General features: G+C 70.9%; 16 protein-coding genes. 5 read left to right on the top strand and 11 right to left on the bottom strand.

The window, feature by feature from the left end; translation table 11 throughout:
* The first annotated feature begins 22 nt into the window (after positions 1-22).
* Entirely contained in the window at positions 23-1,036 is a 1,014-nt protein-coding gene (locus CEK69_RS09190) for a Rieske 2Fe-2S domain-containing protein (RefSeq protein WP_152245177.1), read from the top strand.
* Here CEK69_RS09190 and CEK69_RS09185 read toward each other — a convergent pair.
* Positions 1,026-3,923, bottom strand: a complete 2,898-nt coding sequence (locus CEK69_RS09185) for an EAL domain-containing protein (protein WP_152245175.1) — start codon at positions 3,921-3,923, stop codon at positions 1,026-1,028. The two genes, CEK69_RS09190 and CEK69_RS09185, sit on opposite strands and share 11 nt — an antisense overlap.
* 180 nt (positions 3,924-4,103) lie before the next feature.
* Positions 4,104-5,030, bottom strand: coding sequence for an oxygenase MpaB family protein (locus tag CEK69_RS09180; protein ID WP_152245173.1), 927 nt, complete (start codon positions 5,028-5,030; stop codon positions 4,104-4,106).
* Positions 5,031-5,036: 6 nt separating this feature from the next.
* On the opposite strand from CEK69_RS09180, the gene CEK69_RS09175 reads away from it, so the two are divergent.
* Positions 5,037-5,822 (top strand): hypothetical protein, encoded by a 786-nt coding sequence (locus tag CEK69_RS09175; protein WP_226975107.1) that lies wholly within the window; start codon positions 5,037-5,039, stop codon positions 5,820-5,822.
* Between the two features lie 308 nt (positions 5,823-6,130).
* Entirely contained in the window at positions 6,131-8,239 is a 2,109-nt protein-coding gene (locus CEK69_RS09170; protein ID WP_152245171.1) for a TonB-dependent siderophore receptor, read from the top strand.
* Between the two features lie 547 nt (positions 8,240-8,786).
* On the opposite strand, the gene CEK69_RS09165 is transcribed toward CEK69_RS09170, so the two are convergent.
* The 6 genes from CEK69_RS09165 to CEK69_RS09140 all read right to left on the bottom strand — a co-directional run bounded on the left by CEK69_RS09165 (position 8,787) and on the right by CEK69_RS09140 (position 12,534).
* Positions 8,787-9,182 (bottom strand): hypothetical protein, encoded by a 396-nt coding sequence (locus tag CEK69_RS09165; RefSeq protein WP_017908515.1) that lies wholly within the window; start codon positions 9,180-9,182, stop codon positions 8,787-8,789.
* Between the two features lie 43 nt (positions 9,183-9,225).
* Positions 9,226-9,993, bottom strand: coding sequence for a LytTR family DNA-binding domain-containing protein (locus CEK69_RS09160; RefSeq protein ID WP_017908516.1), 768 nt, complete (start codon positions 9,991-9,993; stop codon positions 9,226-9,228).
* On the bottom strand, positions 9,986-11,284 hold the full coding sequence (locus CEK69_RS09155; RefSeq protein ID WP_152245169.1) for a histidine kinase: 1,299 nt from the start codon (positions 11,282-11,284) through the stop codon (positions 9,986-9,988). The genes CEK69_RS09160 and CEK69_RS09155 overlap by 8 nt, the downstream gene beginning before the upstream one ends.
* A gap of 168 nt (positions 11,285-11,452) precedes the next feature.
* The gene (locus CEK69_RS09150; RefSeq protein ID WP_017913865.1) at positions 11,453-11,671 is read right to left on the bottom strand and encodes a hypothetical protein; all 219 of its coding nucleotides are present in this window, start codon (positions 11,669-11,671) and stop codon (positions 11,453-11,455) included.
* Positions 11,652-12,101 (bottom strand): type II 3-dehydroquinate dehydratase, encoded by a 450-nt coding sequence (locus CEK69_RS09145; protein WP_152182479.1) that lies wholly within the window; start codon positions 12,099-12,101, stop codon positions 11,652-11,654. The genes CEK69_RS09150 and CEK69_RS09145 overlap by 20 nt, the downstream gene beginning before the upstream one ends.
* A gap of 10 nt (positions 12,102-12,111) precedes the next feature.
* Entirely contained in the window at positions 12,112-12,534 is a 423-nt protein-coding gene (locus tag CEK69_RS09140; protein ID WP_017908519.1) for a hypothetical protein, read from the bottom strand.
* Between the two features lie 248 nt (positions 12,535-12,782).
* Here CEK69_RS09140 and CEK69_RS09135 point away from each other — a divergent pair, with 248 nt between their 5' ends.
* Positions 12,783-14,375 carry an APC family permease gene (locus tag CEK69_RS09135; RefSeq protein ID WP_017908520.1) on the top strand — a complete coding sequence of 531 codons (1,593 nt, stop codon included), beginning with the start codon at positions 12,783-12,785 and terminating at the stop codon, positions 14,373-14,375.
* A 13-nt stretch (positions 14,376-14,388) separates the two neighbouring features.
* Here CEK69_RS09135 and CEK69_RS09130 read toward each other — a convergent pair whose 3' ends face one another.
* The 3 genes from CEK69_RS09130 to CEK69_RS09120 all read right to left on the bottom strand — a co-directional run bounded on the left by CEK69_RS09130 (position 14,389) and on the right by CEK69_RS09120 (position 17,282).
* Entirely contained in the window at positions 14,389-14,856 is a 468-nt protein-coding gene (locus CEK69_RS09130; protein ID WP_152182478.1) for a hypothetical protein, read from the bottom strand.
* Between the two features lie 77 nt (positions 14,857-14,933).
* Positions 14,934-16,607, bottom strand: coding sequence for a M28 family metallopeptidase (locus CEK69_RS09125; RefSeq protein ID WP_026143885.1), 1,674 nt, complete (start codon positions 16,605-16,607; stop codon positions 14,934-14,936).
* Positions 16,608-16,874: 267 nt separating this feature from the next.
* A complete protein-coding gene (locus tag CEK69_RS09120; RefSeq protein ID WP_223875724.1) occupies positions 16,875-17,282 on the bottom strand; it encodes a hypothetical protein in 408 nt (135 codons plus the stop codon).
* A gap of 534 nt (positions 17,283-17,816) precedes the next feature.
* On the opposite strand from CEK69_RS09120, the gene CEK69_RS09115 reads away from it, so the two are divergent.
* Positions 17,817-18,701 (top strand): glycoside hydrolase family 5 protein (locus CEK69_RS09115; RefSeq protein ID WP_152245167.1); only part of this gene is annotated, 885 nt, incomplete at its 3' end.

Here is an 18,701-nt window from a genome sequence, read left to right as displayed (position 1 = left end):
CCACGCGCGTGGCGCCGGCGGCATGAGCGCCTGGCATCCGTCCCTGTACCGGCAGTGGTTCGCCGTCGCCCCCGCCACGGCGTTGCGGCGCCAGCCGCTGGCGGTGTCGGTGATGGACCGGCATGCGGCGATCGCGCGTTGCGCCGATGGCGGCCTGCTGGCGCTGGAAGACCGCTGCCCGCACCGGCACGCGCCGCTGTCGGCCGGCTGCGCCACCGGCGACGGCCTGTCCTGCCCCTATCACGGCTGGCGCTTCGACCGCGCCGGCGCCCTGCGCGAGATCCCCGGCCTGCCGCCGGGGCAGGCGCCGCCGGCGGTGCGGGTCCGCGCCTTCGCCGCGCGCGAGCACGACGGCCTGATCTGGCTGCGTCCCGATCCGGAAGGCGCGGACGCGCCCTCGCAACTGGTGCAGGCGCTGCAGCCGTCGGCGCGGCGCTTCCTGTGGCGCACGCGCTGGGATGCGCACGTGGTCGATGCGCTGGAGAACTTCCTGGACCCGCTGCACACCCATCTGCTGCATCCGGGGCTGGTGCGGCGCGGCGGCGCGCGCACCGCCATGCGCGCCGAGCTGCGCCACACCGACGAAGGCTTCCACGTCGACTACCGCGGCGCCGCGGCGCAGAGCGGCTGGCTGTACCGGTTGTTCGAGTCGCCGCGCATCCTGGAACGCGCGCATTTCGCCGGCCCCGGCAGCGCGCAGATCGAGTACCGCTACGCGCGCGGCGGCCGCGTGCGGATCAGCCTGCACTTCACCCCGCTCGACGCGCGCAGCACCGACGTCTTCGCCAGCCTGCACGTGGAGGGGCGCTGGGCGCCGGCGTGGGCGGTGCGGCTGCTGGTGTGGCCGCTGCTGCGCCGGGTCGGCGAACAGGACCGACGCATGCTCGCGCTGCAGTCGCGCAACCTGCAGCGCTATCCGGGCGCGCGCGGTGCCTCCACCGCGCTGGACCTGGTGCGCGAACCGCTGCAGCGTTACTGGGACGGCGAGCCGCTGCCGGCACCGGGCAGCGGCCACGACGTGGAACTCATGCTGTGACCGCGCCGAGCCGCTGCAGCACGTCCGCCAGCGGAGCCGGACGCCCGAGCAGGTAGCCCTGCACGCCGCCGCAGCCGTGCGCGCGCAACCAGCGCAGCTGCGCCTCGGTTTCCACGCCCTCGGCGACCACGTCCAGCCCCAGGCAATGCCCCAGGGTCAGCAGCGCCTGGCAGATCGAGGCGTTGCGGGGATCGCGGTCCACCTCGGCGACGAAGCTGCGATCGATCTTCAGCGTGTCCAGCGGCAGGTCGCGCAGATACGCCATGCTGGAGAAGCCGGTGCCGACGTCGTCCAGGGCCACGCGCACGCCCAGCGCGCGCAGTTGCCGCAGCACGTCGCCGGCTTGCTGCGGCTGCCGCATCAGGCTGCTCTCGGTCAGCTCCAACTGCAGGCCGTTGGCGGCCAGCCCGGCCTCGGCGCAGGCCTGCACCAGGTCGGCGACCAGATCGCCGTCGAAGAACTGCAGCGCCGACACGTTCACCGCCACCGGCAGGTCCGGCCATCCGTGGTCGACCAGGGCGCGACGCGCCCGCGCCGCCGCGCGCATCACCCAGCGCCCCAGCGGCAGGATCAGCCCGGTGTCCTCGCACAACTGGATGAACGCATCCGGCGCGATGAAACTGCCATCGGCCTGCGGCCAGCGGATCAGGGCTTCCAGTTCGCGCGGCGCGCCGCTGACGGCATCCATGATCGGCTGGAAATACAGCTCGAACTCCTGGCGCTCGATCGCCTGCTGGATGCGCCCGGCCAGGCGCAGGCGTTCGCCGGTGCGCGCGGCCATGGCGCGGTCGAAGCGCACCAGGCTGCGGCCCTCTGCCTGCGCCGCATGCGCGGCCTGCGCGGCGCTGCCGATCGCCTCGTCGGCATCGGCGGCATCGTCCGGACACAGCGCCACGCCGATGTGCGCCTGCAGCTGCTGAGCGAATTCGCCGCCCTGCACCGGTGCGTACAGCGCCTCCTGCAGCGCCTGCAAAGCTAGCGGCAGGGCCTGCGGGTCCAGGATCGCCAGCACGAAGTCCTGCGCCGGCTGGTGCGCGCTCAGCCCGAAGCGCTCGCCGAGCGCGCGGATGCGCTCGGCCACTGCGCAACGCACTGCATCGCCGACGGCGCGGCCGAGGGTGTCGCCGATCAGGGCCAGGCCACGCACCTGCACGTAGGCGATGGCGTAGCCGCCACGCTGCGCGCGCAGGGCTTCGGCCAGCGCCCGCGGCTTGAGCAGGCCGGTGCTGAATTCGTGGCGTGCGAGATAGGCCAGTTCGCGTTCGTGGGCCAGGCGCTCGGTGACGTCCTCGGCCAGGATCAGCCGCGCCGGCACGCCGCCGAACTCCAGGTCGGCGCTGTGGATGCACACCGACAGCAGGCTGCCGTCCTTGCGCCGATGCGTCCACACGCTCGGCGCGTCGAAGCCCTCGCGCGGTTTGCGCACGTCCTGCAGCAAGCGCTCGGCATCCTCCGACGGGCGCAGATCGCGCAGGTCCATCGCCAGGAATTCCTCGCGGCTGTAGCCGTACTGGCGCACCGCGGCCTGGTTCACTTCCAGGAAGCGCAGGCTGTCCACGGCGAACACCCAGTACGGCAACGGATTGCGATCGAACACCAGGCGGAACTGGCGCTCGGCATCGAGCAGGCGCGCGTGCGCGGCCACCCGGTCGCTGACATCCTGCACCGCGCCGGTCATGCACACGCCCTCGCGCGTGCGCACCAGCGCGCCGCGCGCGGCCAGCCAGCGCAGGCGTCCATCGGGCAGGTGCATGCGATAGACGGTGTTGTAGTCCGCGCGCCCTTGCGCAGCGTCCTCGTACAGCTGCGTCACCCGTGCGCGATCCTCGTCGTGGATCCGCGCCAGGAACGCCTCGATGGGCAGTTGCATGCGCTGCAGGCCGAACATCGCGCCGGTCGGTTCGGACAGGCGCAGCACACGCTGCGCGATGTCGACGCGCCAGGTGCCGATGCCGCCCATGCCGTGCGCCAGGCGCAGATCCTCGTCGCCGCGGCGCAGGCGCTGCAGCAGGTGGCGCTGGCGACGCTCGGCACGGCGCAGGCTGACCAGCAGATAGGCCAGGCCGAGCAGGTACAGCACGTACACCAGCGCCGCCGCCGCGGCGAACCACCACCAGCCGGACAGCGTCTCGCGCAGCCCCACGCCAGCCACCGCCAGCAACGGATACGCACCGCCGCCGCTCAGCGCCAGGATCCGCGGTGTCCCGTCGAAGACATCGCGGCGTACCCCCAGGGCGCCGCCGTGCGGCATCGGCTGCGCCAGCGCGATCGGCAGACGTGGCTGGCCGGCCGCGAGCGGACGGCTGGCGGCCAGCAGCACGCCCTGCGCGTCGGTCAGCGCGACGATGCCGTCGCGCCCGCTGTCGGTGCCCTGCACGATGCGTTGCAACGCGGCCACCCGCCATTGCGCCTCGACCCAGCCATCGGTGCCCCACGGGACCGCCACGCGCACCACCGCCTCGCCATCGGCCAGGCGCACTGTCGGACTCACGCAGACCCGGTCGCCGCAGCGCGCGCGCGGCATCCATGCGCGCAGTTGCGGATCGCCCGTGCCGCCGAAGCGGCGTTGGCCCTGCACATCCAGCAGGGCCACGTCGCGCAGTTCCGGGTGCCGCGCCTGCAGGCCGTGCAGCGAAGCGGCGATCAGTTCGGGCGCCCGCACCGGCGTCTCCGCCAGCAGCGCCTGCGCGCTCAGGCCCTCGCCATGCAGCGCCTGGCCGAGATTGTCCAGTTGCAACTGCAGCAGGCGGTCGCTGCCGGTGGCCAGGGCCAGGCTCTGCCGCTGCGCTGCGGCCAGGCGGTTGTGGCGGTCCTGCGCCAGCACCAGCACCAGGCCGGCGGCCAGCAGCACCGCCAGCGCCACGCCCCAGGTCGCGATCGCCCGCAACGGCGCGCGCGTGACGCGACGCAGGCTGTGCCGAAAGCGACGGTCACGCTTCCTGTCGGCGAGCGGGTTCGGCGGCATCGAGGGTCGGGAGTGCGGCGTAGATGCTGGATACAGCGGCCTGGGACCGGCGATCTTGACCGTCCGTGACGCGATGCTGCGTTCAGCGATGCGGATAAATCATTAAGTCCGCTGTGGCCACTGCGCCAGTGCCTGTGTCGTCAGCCCCACCCGTCGGCACGCCCGCGCGGCGATGCCATCGTGCAGTGCCACCCGGAACAGCGGCGCCACCTGCTGCAGCAACCAGGCCGGCACCGTCGGGCCGGTGCGCTGCAGCCGTGCCTGCCGCAGCAGGGCGCTGGCCCACGGCGGCAACAGCGCTGCGCCGGCGCCCAGGAACAGTTCGCGCGACAGCCCCGGCGCCGGCACCGGCAGGCGCAGGCCGGACAGCACCGCCAGCACCTCGCGCGAGCGCGCATCCACCCGCAGCAGCGGCCGCTGCCGCGCGAAATAGTCCAGCACCGCCGCCTCGCTGGCCGGGACGTCGCGCGCGCCCAGCGCTTCGGCGACGCGACGGCCTTCGTCGTAATAGCGGTCGGCGATCGCCGCCGGCACCGCGCGGCAGTAGCGGCGGTAGCCCTGCAGGAAGCCGTAGGCCTCGGTCACGTGGACCCAGGTCAGCAGCGCCGGATCGTCGGCGGCGTAGGCACGCCCGTCGGGCGTGTGGCCGCGCACCCGCGTGTGGATCGCACGCACACGGGCGATCTGGCGCTGCGCCGCGTCGGTGGGCGCGTAGCTGGTGGCGGCGACGAACTGGGTGGTGCGGCGCAGGCGCCCGACCAGATCCTCGCGAAAGTTGGAATGGTCGTAGACCCCGGCCAGCGCCAGCGGATGCAGGGTCTGCAGCAGCAGCGCACACAGCCCGCCGGCCAGCATCCCGGGAAACTCGGCATGGATGCGCCAGGTGACGCTGTCCGGACCGAACAGGCCCACATCGCCGAGCGGCTGGTCGTAGTCGATGGCGTCGCGCTCGCGCGGGAAGGCGCCCAGCACCCAGCGGCGGATCTGCGCGGTGGCCGGAGCGGAGAGGGTGCGTAGCAGCGGGGGCATGCGCCGATGGTAGCGAAAGCGGCGCGAGCGCCGTGCGATGGCGTATGGCGCGCCGCGGCCGAGCTGCATGTGCGACCGCAGCATGCACTTTGCGGCCGCTGTGCTAGAAAGAAGCTGCCTCAAGATCGCCAACCGACGTTTCGCGTCCGTCACCGCATCTGCAAGGAGCCCGTCATGCTCGCTCTGTTCAAAGGCTTGGGATTGCTGCTCGAGGACAACGCGCTGCACCAGCGCTCGTTTCCCGAACAGGTCGCGCACTGGCAGCACAAGAGCGAGGCGCAGATCCGCGAAGAGGTCGCGTTGCTGGCCAAGGCCAAGCAGCAGTGGCTGGTGGCGTCGATCATCGGCTGGCAGGCGATCTCGCTGATCCTGCTCGGCGTGATCACCGCGCAGTTGTGGCAGCACGACTACCACCTGACGTTCTCGCGCATCGTCATCGTGGTCACCTCGTGGGTAGCGATCCTGTTCGTGATCTGGTTCATCGCCAACATGTTCGACCGCACCGCCGGCTTCGAGCGCTGGCTCACCGCGTTCAACAGCCGCGAACCGCTGTCGGCCGATGCCGACACCGTGGAGTGCGTGGCCGACGCGCTGAACATGGCGCGCAAGTATCCGGAGATCCTCGCCTACAAGCGCGAGGTGGTGGCCAACCGCGAACTGCGCCACGAGGACATCCGGATCATGCGCGAGATGGGCCGCATCCGCCTGCATGCCGAACTGGTCGCCTCGCTGATCCAGTTCGAAGGCACGCCGCCCGGCGGCCAGCCCGGCGTGTTCCGCGTCGCCGGCTGAGTCCGCCACACGCTTCTCACGCGCGCCGTCTGCGATAGACGGCGCGCCCGCCGATCCGACATCACGCGCGGGCGCGACTCGGGCGCAACACGCGCGCAGTCGGTCGCGATCCGAGCGCCCGATAGCGTGTTCGCTCAAGTCCCCGCGATCGCCGCAAGGGCGCAACGCCACGGCGATGCCAGCCCCCAGTCAAACCGCACCCACCCGACGCAACCGGCGTCGGCCGACCGCGGTGACACAGGGCATTCCCAACGCCCGTTTCGCGAAATATAATCATTCTCGATTAGAACTTTCGCCCCACGGTCTCGATGACACTGCATCCCCTTTCGTGCGCCTGCCTGCTGGGCATGGCGCTGTCCCTGCCTGCGCACGCCGCCACCATCTCGGACGCCGACAGCGGCGCCGATGCCGCACAGGCGACCGCCCTGCCCACGGTGCAGGTGCGCGCCGATGCGCAGAGCGGCTTCCGCGCCACCGGACCGGTGCAGGCCGACAAGTCGGATGCGCCGCTGGCGCAGACGCCGTTCTCGATCACCGTGGTGCCGCGCGCGCTGCTGGACAGCCAGCAGGCGCGCACCCTGTCCGATGCCCTGCACAACGTCTCCGGGGTCGTCGCCAACACCTACGGCCGGCGCGGCTGGGACGACCTGATCATCCGCGGCCAGACCGCCTCCGACGCGCTGTTCGTCGACGGCCTGCGCACCGCCGACAGCAACCGCGTGGCCGAGCAACTGTTCGGCGTGCAGCAGGTGGAGGTGCTGAAGGGCCCGGCCTCGCTGCTGTACGGACAGGTGCTGCCGGGCGGCCTGGTCAACCTGATCAGCAAGCGTCCCGGCGCCGAGCCGATGCGGCGGGTCGACCTGGGCGTGGGCAGCGACGGCCTGCGCCAGGGCAGCGTCGATCTCAACCAGCCGCTGTCGGCCGATGGCAAGGTCGCACTGCGCCTCAATGCGCTGGCGATGAACAGCGACGACCCGACCGACCACGTGTACTTCCGCAGCCGCTGGATCGCCCCCTCGCTGTCGCTGGACCTGGGCCCGCGCACCGATTTCGTGCTGCTGACCAGCTACCAGGAACGCGACTACATCCGCCAGCAGGGCCTGCCCTGGGAAGGCAGCGCCGAACCCAACCGCAACGGCAGGATCGACCGCGCGCTGTTCACCGGCGAACCCGGGCAGCGGCCGTACCACAGCCATCAGAGCCGGATCGGCTACGTGCTCGATCACCGCTTCCACAACGGCTGGAGCCTGCACCATGCCGCGCGCTGGCAGAGCTTCGGTCTGGACGGTTTCCTGATCGCCAACAACGGCCTGGCCGCCAACCTGCGCACGCTGCGCCGTACCGCCACCCAGCAACAGTTCGACGGACGCACCTGGGTACAGGACACCTACCTGCAGGGCGGCTTCGCCACCGGCACCTGGCAGCACACCGTCACCGCCGGCCTGGACGCGTTCAAGACCTGGGAATGGAACGTGCAGTCGACCTGCCGCGTCGGCAATCTCGACGTGTACGCGCCGGTCTACGGCAGCGCCGTGACCTGCCCGGCCCGCCCCACCCGCGACAACCTCAGCGTGGTGACCTCGGGCGGCCTGTACCTGCGCGACCGCATCCAGTTCGCAACGGACTGGCAACTGCTGCTGGGCCTGCGCCACGACCGCAGCCGCAACCGCAGCGAGGACCGGCTGGCCGGCAGCGACACGCGCACCGACAACAGTGCCACGACGGGTTCGGCGGCGCTGATGTTCGACGCCGGTGGCGGGCTGCGCCCGTATGTCAGCGTCGCCACCTCGTTCTATCCCAATGTCGGCGTCGATGCGCAGGGCGCGCAGTTCGATCCCGAGCGCGGGCGCCAGGTGGAACTGGGCGTCAAGATGGAAGTCGGCAGCGGTACCAGCCTGAGCATGGCGCTGTACGACCTGCGCCGGCGCAACGTGCTGCAGAGCGATCCGTTCAACGACGGCTACAGCATCGCCGTGGGCGAACAGCGCAGCCGCGGCCTGGAGCTCAACGCCGCCGCCGACCTGGGCAACGGGTTGAGCCTGTTCGGCGGCTACGCCTACACCGATGCGGTGGTCACCGACGACGGTGGCCAGCGTGTCAGCAGCGTCGGCAGCCGCCTGAACAACGTGCCGCGGCATAGCGGTTCTGTGTGGCTGCAGTACACCGCCCACGGCGCGGCCGACGGCTGGAGCGTCAGCGGCGGCGCCCGCGCCGAAGGCGAGAAGACCGCTTACGGCCATCGCATTCCCGGCTACCTGGTGTTCGATGCCGGCCTGGGCTACCGCCAGGGCCATTGGCGCTACGCGCTGAACCTGAAGAACGCCTTCGACCGCGACTACTTCACCGGCGGCCTGCAGCGCGCCGTGGCCCTGGGCGATCCACGCACGCTGCTGTTCTCGGTGGGCGTGGATTACTGAGTGGGTGCGCGTCGCTGCCACGACGGACGCCGTAGCTGAAAGCGCGGATGCCGGATCGCGGGGAACACCTGTGGGAGCGACTTCAGTCGCGACGCGAGACGTCATCCGGCAGTTCCGTTGCCGATGCGTCGGGACTGAAGTCCCTCCCACAAAGGCAGCGATCCGATTGCGACAGTCGGATGCAAGGCGGATACGGCGACGCGATGCGTCGGTCGACCTCGCATCCGGGTCGCGGCTGAAGCCGCTCCGACGGTGCCGATCTTCGGACCGCAACGAGGCATCGCGCAGGAGCGGCGTCAGCCGCGACGCATGACGTCGTCCGACGGCTCTGCGGCAATGCCTCTCAACGGCTTCAGCCGCGACGCGCGACGTCCGACAGCTCCGCGGCAATGCCCGCGTGGGGGCGACTTCGGTCGCGACGCAAGACGCCATCCGGCAGTTCCATTGCAGACGCGTCGGGACTGCAGTCCCTCCCACAACAACCGCGACCATCGTGCATCGCTGGTTGTGTCGGAAGATCGTATCGACCAGCGTTCGCTATCGCCTCTCACTCGCGCCCGCAGGCCGAGGCCGGTGCATCAGACACCACGCACTGGCGGAAGTCGCGTGGCAGCCCGGCGATCTCGCGGCGCTGACCGACCGCCAGATCGAAGGCCTGCAGCACGCGCGGATTGCAGGCAGCGCCATCGCCGCCGCTGGCCTGCGGCGATGCCGTGCAGGCGGCGTAGACCTGGTAGTGGCAGCGCCCGCTGCGGCTGTCGATGCAACGGAACGTGGCCAGGCCACCGCGATACGTGGTGCGGCTGAAGAGCAGCGGCACGCCGCGTTCGCTGGCCTGCACCACGGTCTCGCGGCGGGCGCCCATGGACAGGTCGAGATCGGCATGTCCCTGGCAGCCGAACAGGCCGAGCAGGCACGACCACAGCACGGAGAGCAGACGCATGGCGGAGATTCCTTGTTCCAGTGCGAAGCGAGGGAATGCGCGGCTACATGCCGCGGAACAGGCTCATGTACGGCTGGCTGACGGTCAGGACCTCGTCGCGGTGGCGCAGCTTCAGCCGGCCCTTGCCGGTGTCGTCGCGCACCACCGAGGCCACCGCCTTGAGGTTGACGATGGTGGAGCGGTGGATCTGCCGGAACGCCGCCGGATCGAGCACGTCCAGCAGCTCCCGCAAGGAGGTGCGCAGCACTGCCTCGCCGTCGCGGGTGAGCACCGTGGTGTACTTGCTGTCGGCCTGGAAATACAGCACGTCGTCGAGCAGGATCAGCCGCGTCTCGCGGCCGCTGCTGGCGGTGACCCAGGCCAGCGGCGGCGGCGCCGACGGGGCGACCGGGCGCTGCTGCAGACGCTGCAGCAGCGCGTCGAGCACCGCCGGATCCGGCCCCTGCGCCGCCCGTGCCTGCAGCCGCTGCACCGTGGCCTGCAGGCGCTCGCGCACGATCGGCTTGAGCAGGTAGTCCACCGCGCCGTGCTCGAACGCGTCGATGGCGTACTGGTCGTAGGCAGTGACGAACACCACCTGCGTGTGCGGGCTCAGTTCGCCCAGCGCACGCGCCACCTCGATGCCGCTCAGCCCGGGCATGCGGATGTCCAGGAACGCCACCTGCGGGCGCAACTCGGCCAGCCGTTCCAGCGCGCTGGCGCCGTCCTCGCACTCGGCGACGATGCGCAACTCCGGCCACACCTCGCCCAGCAGCGCGACCAGCGCATCGCGCAACAGGGTTTCGTCCTCGGCGACGATCGCGTCAGTCATGGTGCGCTCCCGTGTGCGTCGCCACCGGCGCCGGCGGCGGTGGCGGCGTCGTCCCCGCCGGCCACGGCAGGGTGAGGGTGGCGGCCACACCGCTGGGGAAGTTGGAGACGATGGCGAAGCTCGCCGCGCCGGCATAGGTGAGGCGCAAGCGCTCGCGCAGATTCTTCAGGCCGATGCCCGTGCCGCTGGACTGGGTGTTGAAGCCCAGGCCGTCGTCGGCCACGGTCAAGGTGACGTGGTCGTCGACCGCGCGCGCCAGGATCCAGATGGTGCCGCCGCCGGGCTTGGGTTCCAGACCGTGCTTGATCGCGTTCTCCACCAGCGTCTGCAGCATCATCGACGGCAGCGGCAGCGTCTTCATCGTCTCCGGCACCTGCACCTGCAGTTGCAGGCGTGCGCCCATGCGGATGCGCAGGATCTCCAGGTAGGCCTGGGTCCGCTCGAGTTCGTCGCCGAGCGAGCTCATCGCGTCCTCGGTGCTGGGCAGCGAACGCCGCAGGTACTGGATCAGATAGCCCAGCATCAGGTCGGCGCGCGGCGGATCGGTCCGCGCCAGCACCTGTGCGCTGGCCAGCGTGTTGTAGAGAAAATGCGGCTCGACCTGCGCGTGCAACAGGTTCAGCCGCGCCACGGTCAGCTCCTGCTCGGTGGCGGCCTGCGCCGCGGCGGCCTGCTCGTCGCGGCGCAGCTCGGCCACGCGCCGCGCCAGCGCACGCCCCAGGGCTTCGGCGTTCTCGTAGTTGCTGCCCTCGTCGACCGCGAACAGGTCGATCCAGGCGCTGGCATCCGGCTCCAGCAGCAGGGTCAGGCTGCTGGTGCCGGTGCCCGGGGTCACCGTCGCCACCACCTGGTTGCGCTTGACCGCGAAGCGCGCGGCCAGGTTCCAGCGCGACGGCGGGCGGCCGTTGTAGGGATCGATGCGACGCACCTTGGCGCGCACCTGCAGGCTGTCCAGCGTGCTTTCCACCTCTTCCACCCGTGGCAGCTCGCGCACCGCCGCATCCAGCAGTGCGAACGCCTCATGGGTGTCCAGCGGGATCTCGATCTGGCGCCGCTGGCGGCTGGCCAGGGTGCCCCAGTCAAGGCGCCCGGCGATCAGCCAGACCTTGCGCAGGTGGGTGATGCCGGCGATCAGCGCCGACAGCATCAACAGCATCGCCAACAGGCCGAACAGCCAGCCCGGTCCGGAATTCATACCGTAGAACAACCCGGCCCAGACGAAGGCGGCGACAACCACCGCCACTGCCCAGGCGCACAACAGGCGAACGAGGAAGAACAGGCTGGCGAGCATGGCGGCCGGGGACTGGGAAGTTCCGGCGAGGATAGCCGCGGCGTCGCACGGCGCCAGCGGCGTGCGACGAAACCGCCGCTGGCGAGGATGGGACCTGGCCTTGGCAGGACGAAACCGCAGCCCAGCCGCACGCCGAGGCGGCGGCGCCATTCCAGGCGACAGCGCGCCCTACAGCCGGCTCACGCTGCGGATGCGGATCTCGCTGCTGTCCACGCCGTGGCGTTGCGCCGCCTGCGCCCGCATGTGACACAGCAGCCGCTCCGGATCCAGCGGCGCCGGCTCGGCCCAGGTGTGCGCCAGGGTGCCCCAGGCCACGCGCTGGCCGAAACTGTAGGCCTCGTAGTCGGCCAGGTAGTGGCGCGCGCGCTCAGGTGCCGACGTGGACATCGCCTTCGTAGCCGTTGCAGCCCAGGTGTTCGAGCGCGATCGACAGCGCCAGCGCGTAGCCCTGCGCGCAGTAGCCGCCAACCTGGCCCAGCCGCTGCCCCGACGCCGCGCACAGGCAGGCTTCGCGGCGATCGCTGGCATCGTCGTGCACTTCCACGTAGGGCCGGCGCAGGTGCGCGACCGCGTCGGCGGTGATGGCGCTGTCCGAGCACGCGCCCGGATCCAGCAGCAGCATCTCCACCCCGGCCTGGTCGGCCTGGGCCAGTGCCTGCAGCAGTTCGCGCTCGCTGGCGCAGCCGCGCACGGCCAGGGTCTTGCCGGCGCGGCCGGCATGGGCGAGCAATTGCCGCATCACCGGTGGGGCGATGCGGGCCGGGCGGCCGCGATGGCCGGCCACGCAGTCCGGGCCACGGAGCAACAGGATCGACATGGCGGCGCCCTCAGTTGGCCAGCGCCGCGCGCGCGCCGAGCCGGCGCTGCGCCACGCCCAGGGCGATCGCGTAGCTGTCGGCGAGCGCACCGTTGGCGATCACCGTCAGCAACGGCATGTGCCGCGGATGCAGCAGCGGTTCCAGCGCCTGCGCGCTGGCATCGTGCACCTCGATGTACGGATGGCCCAGCGCATCCAGCGCCGCGCACAGCTGCGCGCCATGGTCGGCCAGCTCCGACGCCGGCAACTCACCGGAATCCAGCAGCACCAGCTCGGTGTCGTCGCACGCGCCTTGCTGCAGCCGCGCCACGATCTGCGCGGCATCGGCACAGGCCACCGGCACCACCTGCGCGGCATGGGAAGCGGCCAGACACTGCGCCGCGGCGATGGCCGACGCATCGCGATGCGGGCCCTGGATCAGCAGAATCGACATGGAACACATCCAACGGAAAGGACGTGGCGCAGTCTGCGCGCGCGCCGCGTAAGCGTTCCATGCCGATGGAGGGCGTGGGGCGTAAAGCTTGCGTAAGCCGGGAATCGGGAATGGAGAATGGAGAATCGTTGAGCGCAAGCCGGGAACGTTCAGCCAACGACACGCCGCTTTTCCGATTCCCCATTCCCCAATCCCCATTCCCGGCTTTATGCGATCATCCCCCGCTTCCCGCCGCCGCCGGACCCGCCATGACCCAAACCGCCCTGCGCCGCGATGTCGGCCCGTTCGCCCTGATGCTGACCGGCCTCGGTTCGATCATCGGTTCCGGTTGGCTGTTCGGCGCCTGGCGCGCCGCCGGGCTGGCCGGCCCCGGTGCGATCTGGGCCTGGGTGCTGGGCGCGGCGATCGTCACCACCATCGCCCTGGCCTATGCCGAGCTGGGCGCGATGTTCCCCGAGTCCGGCGGCATGGTCCGCTACAGCCACTATTCGCACGGTTCGCTGGTCGGCTTCATCGCCGGCTGGGCCAACTGGATCGCGATCGTGTCGGTGATCCCGGTGGAGGCCGAGGCCTCGGTGCAGTACATGGCCTCCTGGCCCTGGCAGTGGGCGCAGGATCTGTACGTGCAGCAGCCCGGCGGCGCTGGCGAGCTGTCGGTGCCCGGCCTGTGCATCGCCGCGGTGCTGGTGCTGGTGTATTTCCTGCTGAACTTCTGGAGCGTCAAGCTGTTCGCGCGCTCCAACAGCCTGATCACCGTGTTCAAGCTGGTGGTGCCGGCGCTGACCGGTGTGGCGTTGATCGCCAGCGGCTTCCACAGCGAGAACTTCAGCGTCGGCCTGCACGGCGGCAGCCACACCATCGACTTCGCCGCGGTGCTCACCGCGGTGGCCACCGCCGGCATCGTGTTCAGCTTCAACGGCTTCCAGAGTCCGGTGAACCTGGCCGGCGAGGCGCGCAATCCCGGGCGCAGCATCCCGTTCGCCGTGCTCGGCTCGATCGCGCTGGCCACGGTGGTCTACGTGCTGCTGCAGGTCGCCTATCTGGGCGCCGTGCCGCCGGACCTGCTGGCCAAGGCCGGCTGGCACGGCATCGACTTCCGCTCGCCGTTCGCGCAGCTGGCGATCATCGTCAACCTGCACTGGCTGGCGATGCTGCTGTACGTGGACGCCTTCGTCAGCCCCAGCGGCACCGGCATCACCTACACCGCCACCACCGCGCGGATGATCTACGGCATGGAGCGCAACGGCACCATGCCCAAGGTACTGGGCCGGATCCATCCGACCTGGGGCGTGCCGCGCCCGGCGATGTTCTTCAACCTGCTGGTGTCCTACCTGTTCCTGTTCTTCTTCCGCGGCTGGGGCACGCTGGCGGCGGTGATCTCGGTGGCGACGATCATTTCCTACCTGACAGGCCCGATCAGCGCCATGGCGCTGCGCAAGCACGCGCCGGAGATGCACCGACCGCTGCGCATCGCCGGCCTGCCGGTGCTGGCCGCCGCCGCCTTCGTGCTGGCCACCGAACTGCTGTACTGGGCGCGCTGGCCGCTGACCGGCGAGATCATCCTGCTGATGCTGGTGGCCCTGCCGGTGTACGCCTACTACCAGCAGCGCGACGGCTGGAAGGATTTCCGTCGGCACCTGCGCGGCGCCAGCTGGCTGATCGCCTATCTGCCGACCATCGCCCTGCTGTCGTGGGCCGGCAGCACCACCTTCGGCGGCCACGGCTACCTGTCCTACGGGCCGGACCTGGTGGTGGTCGGCGTGGTCGCGCTGGGCTTTTACTTCTGGGGCGTGCGCGCCGGCTGGCGCACCCCCTCGCTGCAACAGGCCAGCGGCGGCTGAGCCGCGGCGGCGCTCAGCCGCCGCGCAAAGTTTGCAGCGCGCGCGACAGCAACGTGGCGCCGCTGAAGCCGGCCAGCGCGCACAATCCTGCCGCGGCGGCCAGCGCACCGATCTCGGCGTGATCGCCGAACAGCGCGATCGCCGAGCCGATGCACGCTGCCGAGAACCCGGCGCCGACCAGACCGATGCGCAGATGCGCGCGCCAGCCGCGCAGATGCGGCCAGGCGCGTACTGCGACCAGGCCGGTCAGCAAGGCCGGCAAGACGCCGAACAGGTAGGAATACAGCGCGATCCCCAGCAGCATCAGCAGCCCGCCGCCGATGTCACCGAGGTGAGCGCCGCCCCAGAGCCACGCGACCGCCATCACCGGCAGCAAGACCGCCGCAGTCCCCAGCGGCGGCCCTACCAATGGGAACGCCACGGCCACGCCGAGGTAGACCAGCCAGCGCGGCAGCGGATCGCTCCCCGCGTCGGCGCCCATCGGATCGGCGCCTTCCGCGCCCGCACCCGGCGGCGGATCCGCAGCCGCCTGCGGCGCAGGCGGCACTGGGGCGTGACTCACTTGGCGGGCGCGGCTTGGCGCTGTGCGGCGCTGGCGTCGCGGGTGGCGCGGAACTCGGAGTCGCGGCTCCAGTTCGGCCACTGCGTCGAATTGGCCAGTTCCTCGCCCAGCGTGTACAGCACCTGCATATCGCGCGCGGCGCCGGCGAAGGTCCAGTTCGGCTGCCATTCGTCGCCGGGCTGGTGGTAGCGCTTGGCGGTGTAGTCGTCCGAGGCGGCCTTGCCGGCCGCCACGCCGCCGTCCACCCAGTCCTGGCCGGCGGCGAAGGACAGCGCCGGCACGCCGCGCTTGGCGAAGGAGAAATGATCCGAGCGGAAGAAGTAGCCGGCTTCCGGCTTCGGATCAGGCGTGTAGCGCAGGTCCCAGCCCTTGGCCACGCGCTTGAGGTCGTCGAGCAGTTCCAGCTTGGCGGTGCCGTAGATGCCGAAATCGCGCGAGGGCCCGAACGGGCTCATGCCGTCCATGTTGATCACCGCCACCGTGCGCGCCAGCGGATACAGCGGCTTGGAGGCGTAGTACTCCGAGCCGAGCAGGCCCTTTTCCTCGGCCGTGACCGCCATGAACACCACCGAGCGCTGCGGCGCCGGGCCCTTGGCGAAGGCGCGGGCCAGTTCCAGCAGCGCGGCGACGCCGCTGGCGTTGTCCAGCGCGCCGTTGAAGATGCGGTCGCCCTTGGCGTCGGGTGCGCCCACGCCCAGGTGATCCCAGTGCGCGGTGTAGATGAGGGTGTCGTCCGGCCGGGTCTTGCCGGGCAGGCGCGCGACCACGTTGTGCGAGGTGATCACCTCCGACTTCACCGCGTAGTCGGCGTACAGGCGCTCGCCCTTCAGCTCCACCGGCTTGAAGTCGCGCGATTGCGCCTGCTTCTTCAGCGCATCGAAATCCAGCCCGGCGCGCTTGAACAGGTCCACCGCCAGATCGCGCTGGATCCAGCCCTCCAGCTCCGGGTGCACCGACTTGGGATCGTCGCGGACCACGTCGAACATGCTGTTGGTGTTGGAGTTGGCGACGGTGGCCCAGCCGTAGGACGCCGGTGCGGTCTCGTGCACGATCAGCACGCCGGCCGCGCCCTGCCGTGCGCCTTCCTCGAACTTGTAGGTCCAGCGGCCGTAGTAGGTCATGCCCTTGCCGTCGAACGCGCCCTTGCCGGTCTCGAAATCGGGGTCGTTGATCAGCACCACCGCGATCTTGCCCTTCAGGTCCACGCCCTTGAAGTCGTCCCAGCCGCGCTCGGGCGCCTTGACGCCGTAGCCGACGAACACCAGCGGCGCGCCGTCCAGGGTCACCTGGCTGCTGCCGTCGAGCGCGGCGCGCACGGCGATCTGCTGGCCCTGGGTCAGGGCCTGGCGCTGGTCGCCGCTGGCGATGGCCAGCTGCGGGGTACCGACGATGTCGGCGCGGCGCAGCGGCACCGCCTGGGTCCACAGGCGCTTGCCGTCGCGCAGGTCGCCGCCGGGCTGCAGGCCGGCCGCCTGGAACTGCGCGCTCAGATAGGCCACGGTCTTCTCCTCGCCCGCCGAGCCCGGGGCGCGGCCCTCGTAGGCGTCGGAGGCCAGTGTCTTGACGTCGGCGGACAAGCGCTTGGTGTCGAAGGTCGGTGCGGGCGGCGGTGCCGCCAGGCTGGCGCCGGACAGCGCAAGCGCCAGCAGGCTCACGATCGGTCGTTTCACGGAGTTCCCTCGGCAGACACAAAGAACCTCGAGTGTAGCGGCGCGGCCAGGCGATCGGCAGGGGCCGGGGCGGTTTGGGCGCGCGCGGTCGTTCGAGCGCTGATGTCGTGGGGCGCGCCATCATCCGCGCGCACGCCGCGTGCGGCTGCGGGTGCGGCAGGGACGCGCGAGGAAATGGACGCTCGCCCGGGACTTCCGTGGCTGGAGCCCGCGGGCCGGCTGGCGCCCTGTGGCCGCAGGCCAGCACCGGCCGGGCCGCGGCAGCGCTCAGCGTCCGCGCAGCCGATCCAGCGCCAGCGAGAGCAGCATGGCGCCGACGCCCCCGGCAAGCACGCAAGATCCCAGCCAGCTGCCGGGCTCGCGGAACGCGTCGCGATGGCTGTTGATCCAGGCGATGAGCGCACCGACGCAGACGGCCGACATGGCGGCACCGATCACCCCCACCAGCAGATGCGCGCGCCAGCCACGCAGGCGGGGCCAGGCATAGGCGGCGAACAGGCCGGTCAACAGCCCCGGCAACGCGCCGAAGATGCAGGACACCAACGCCATGAGCAGGAGAAGCGGCAGCGCATCGCCGAAGCCGCCGGGCTGCCCCCACGTCCAGGAAAACGCCAACGGCAGACCGACGACCAGCGTGCCCAGGAGCGGCCCGACGATCGCGAACGCCAGCACCACGCCGCTGCGGACCAGCCAGCGCGGCGCCCCATTGCCCGGGGGCACGCCATCGGGCTGCGCGCGCGCAGCGGCCGCGGCGGCAACCGCCGGGGCAGGCGCCGGCGCTGCCGACGGCGGTAGCGGATCCCGACTCACGCGCGCCGCGCTGCGCCGGCGACGCGGCGCGCGCGGAAGGCGGAATCGGGGCGCCAATGGGGCCACTGCACCGCGAAGGACAGGTTTGGACGTTGCACGAAGATCCCTCTCGGCAGGCATGAGCGGCCGAGTGTAGCGAGGCGGCCGCAGGACCGGCGAGGGCCGGGCACCCGCCAGACGTGCGCTGTCGCAAAAATTTATTGTGATAAACCGCTCAAATACGAACCTGAACATGCTCTAATGCCGCGCTCGCGCATCACGGGGCCGCGCCGATCCGGTGGCCACGCCGATCCGCGTGCCCCTCCCGGCTTCCACCCGAGCCGGGCGGCGCCCATTGCCCCTACCCTCATCTGGGCCGCTCCGACCGCGGGGCCGGCCCGCTTCCGGAGACCTGCAGAGATGTCGATGTCCCCTCTCACCCGCATCACCCGTTGCGTGCTGGCCGCCGCGCTGCTGGCCGCCAGCGGTTCGGCCTGGAGTTACGCCGTCAGCAAAGGCACGGTGGTGGACGACCGCGGCAACGCGGTGCAGCTGCGTGGCGTCAACTGGTTCGGCTTTGAAGGCAGCGCGCACACCGTGCATGGCCTGTGGGCGCGCAACTGGAAGGACATGATCACGCAGATGCAGGGCCTGGGCTTCAACGCCGTGCGCCTGCCGTTCTGCCCGCAGACCCTGCGCGGCGTCGCGCCGACCAGCATCGACTACGGCCGCAACCCGGACCTGCAGGGCCTGAATTCGCTGCAGGTGCTGGACAAGGTGGTCAACGAGTTGAGCAGCCGTGGCATGTACGTGCTGCTGGACCACCACTCGCCCGATTGCCAGGGCATCTCCGAGCTCTGGTACACCGACTCCTACAGCGAGCAGCAGTGGCTCAGCGATCTGACGTTCGTGGCCAAGCGCTACGCGTCGGTGCCGGGCGTGATCGGCATCGACCTGAAGAACGAGCCGAACGGCCGCAACACCTGGGGCACCGGCAACCTCAAGACCGACTGGAACAAGGCGGTCGAGCGCGCCTCGGCGGCGGTGCTGAAGGTGGCGCCGAAGTGGCTGATCGTGGTCGAGGGCATCACCGACAACCCCACCTGCTCCAGCAGCTACGGCTACTGGTGGGGCGGCAATCTGGAACCGCTGACCTGCACCAAGCTCAACGTGCCGGCCAATCGCCTGCTGCTGTCGCCGCACGTGTACGGCCCGGACGTGAACTGGCAGCCCTACTTCGGCGACAGCAGCTTCCCGGCCAACATGCCGGCGATCTGGGAGCGCCAGTTCGGCCAGCTGGCCCAG

This window comes from Xanthomonas sp. LMG 12462 (genome assembly GCF_009192885.1).
GTDB classification, from domain to species: domain Bacteria; phylum Pseudomonadota; class Gammaproteobacteria; order Xanthomonadales; family Xanthomonadaceae; genus Xanthomonas_A; species Xanthomonas_A sontii.
The sequence above is the reverse complement of the archived record's forward strand: the minus strand, read 5'-3'. Positions and strand labels throughout refer to the sequence as shown.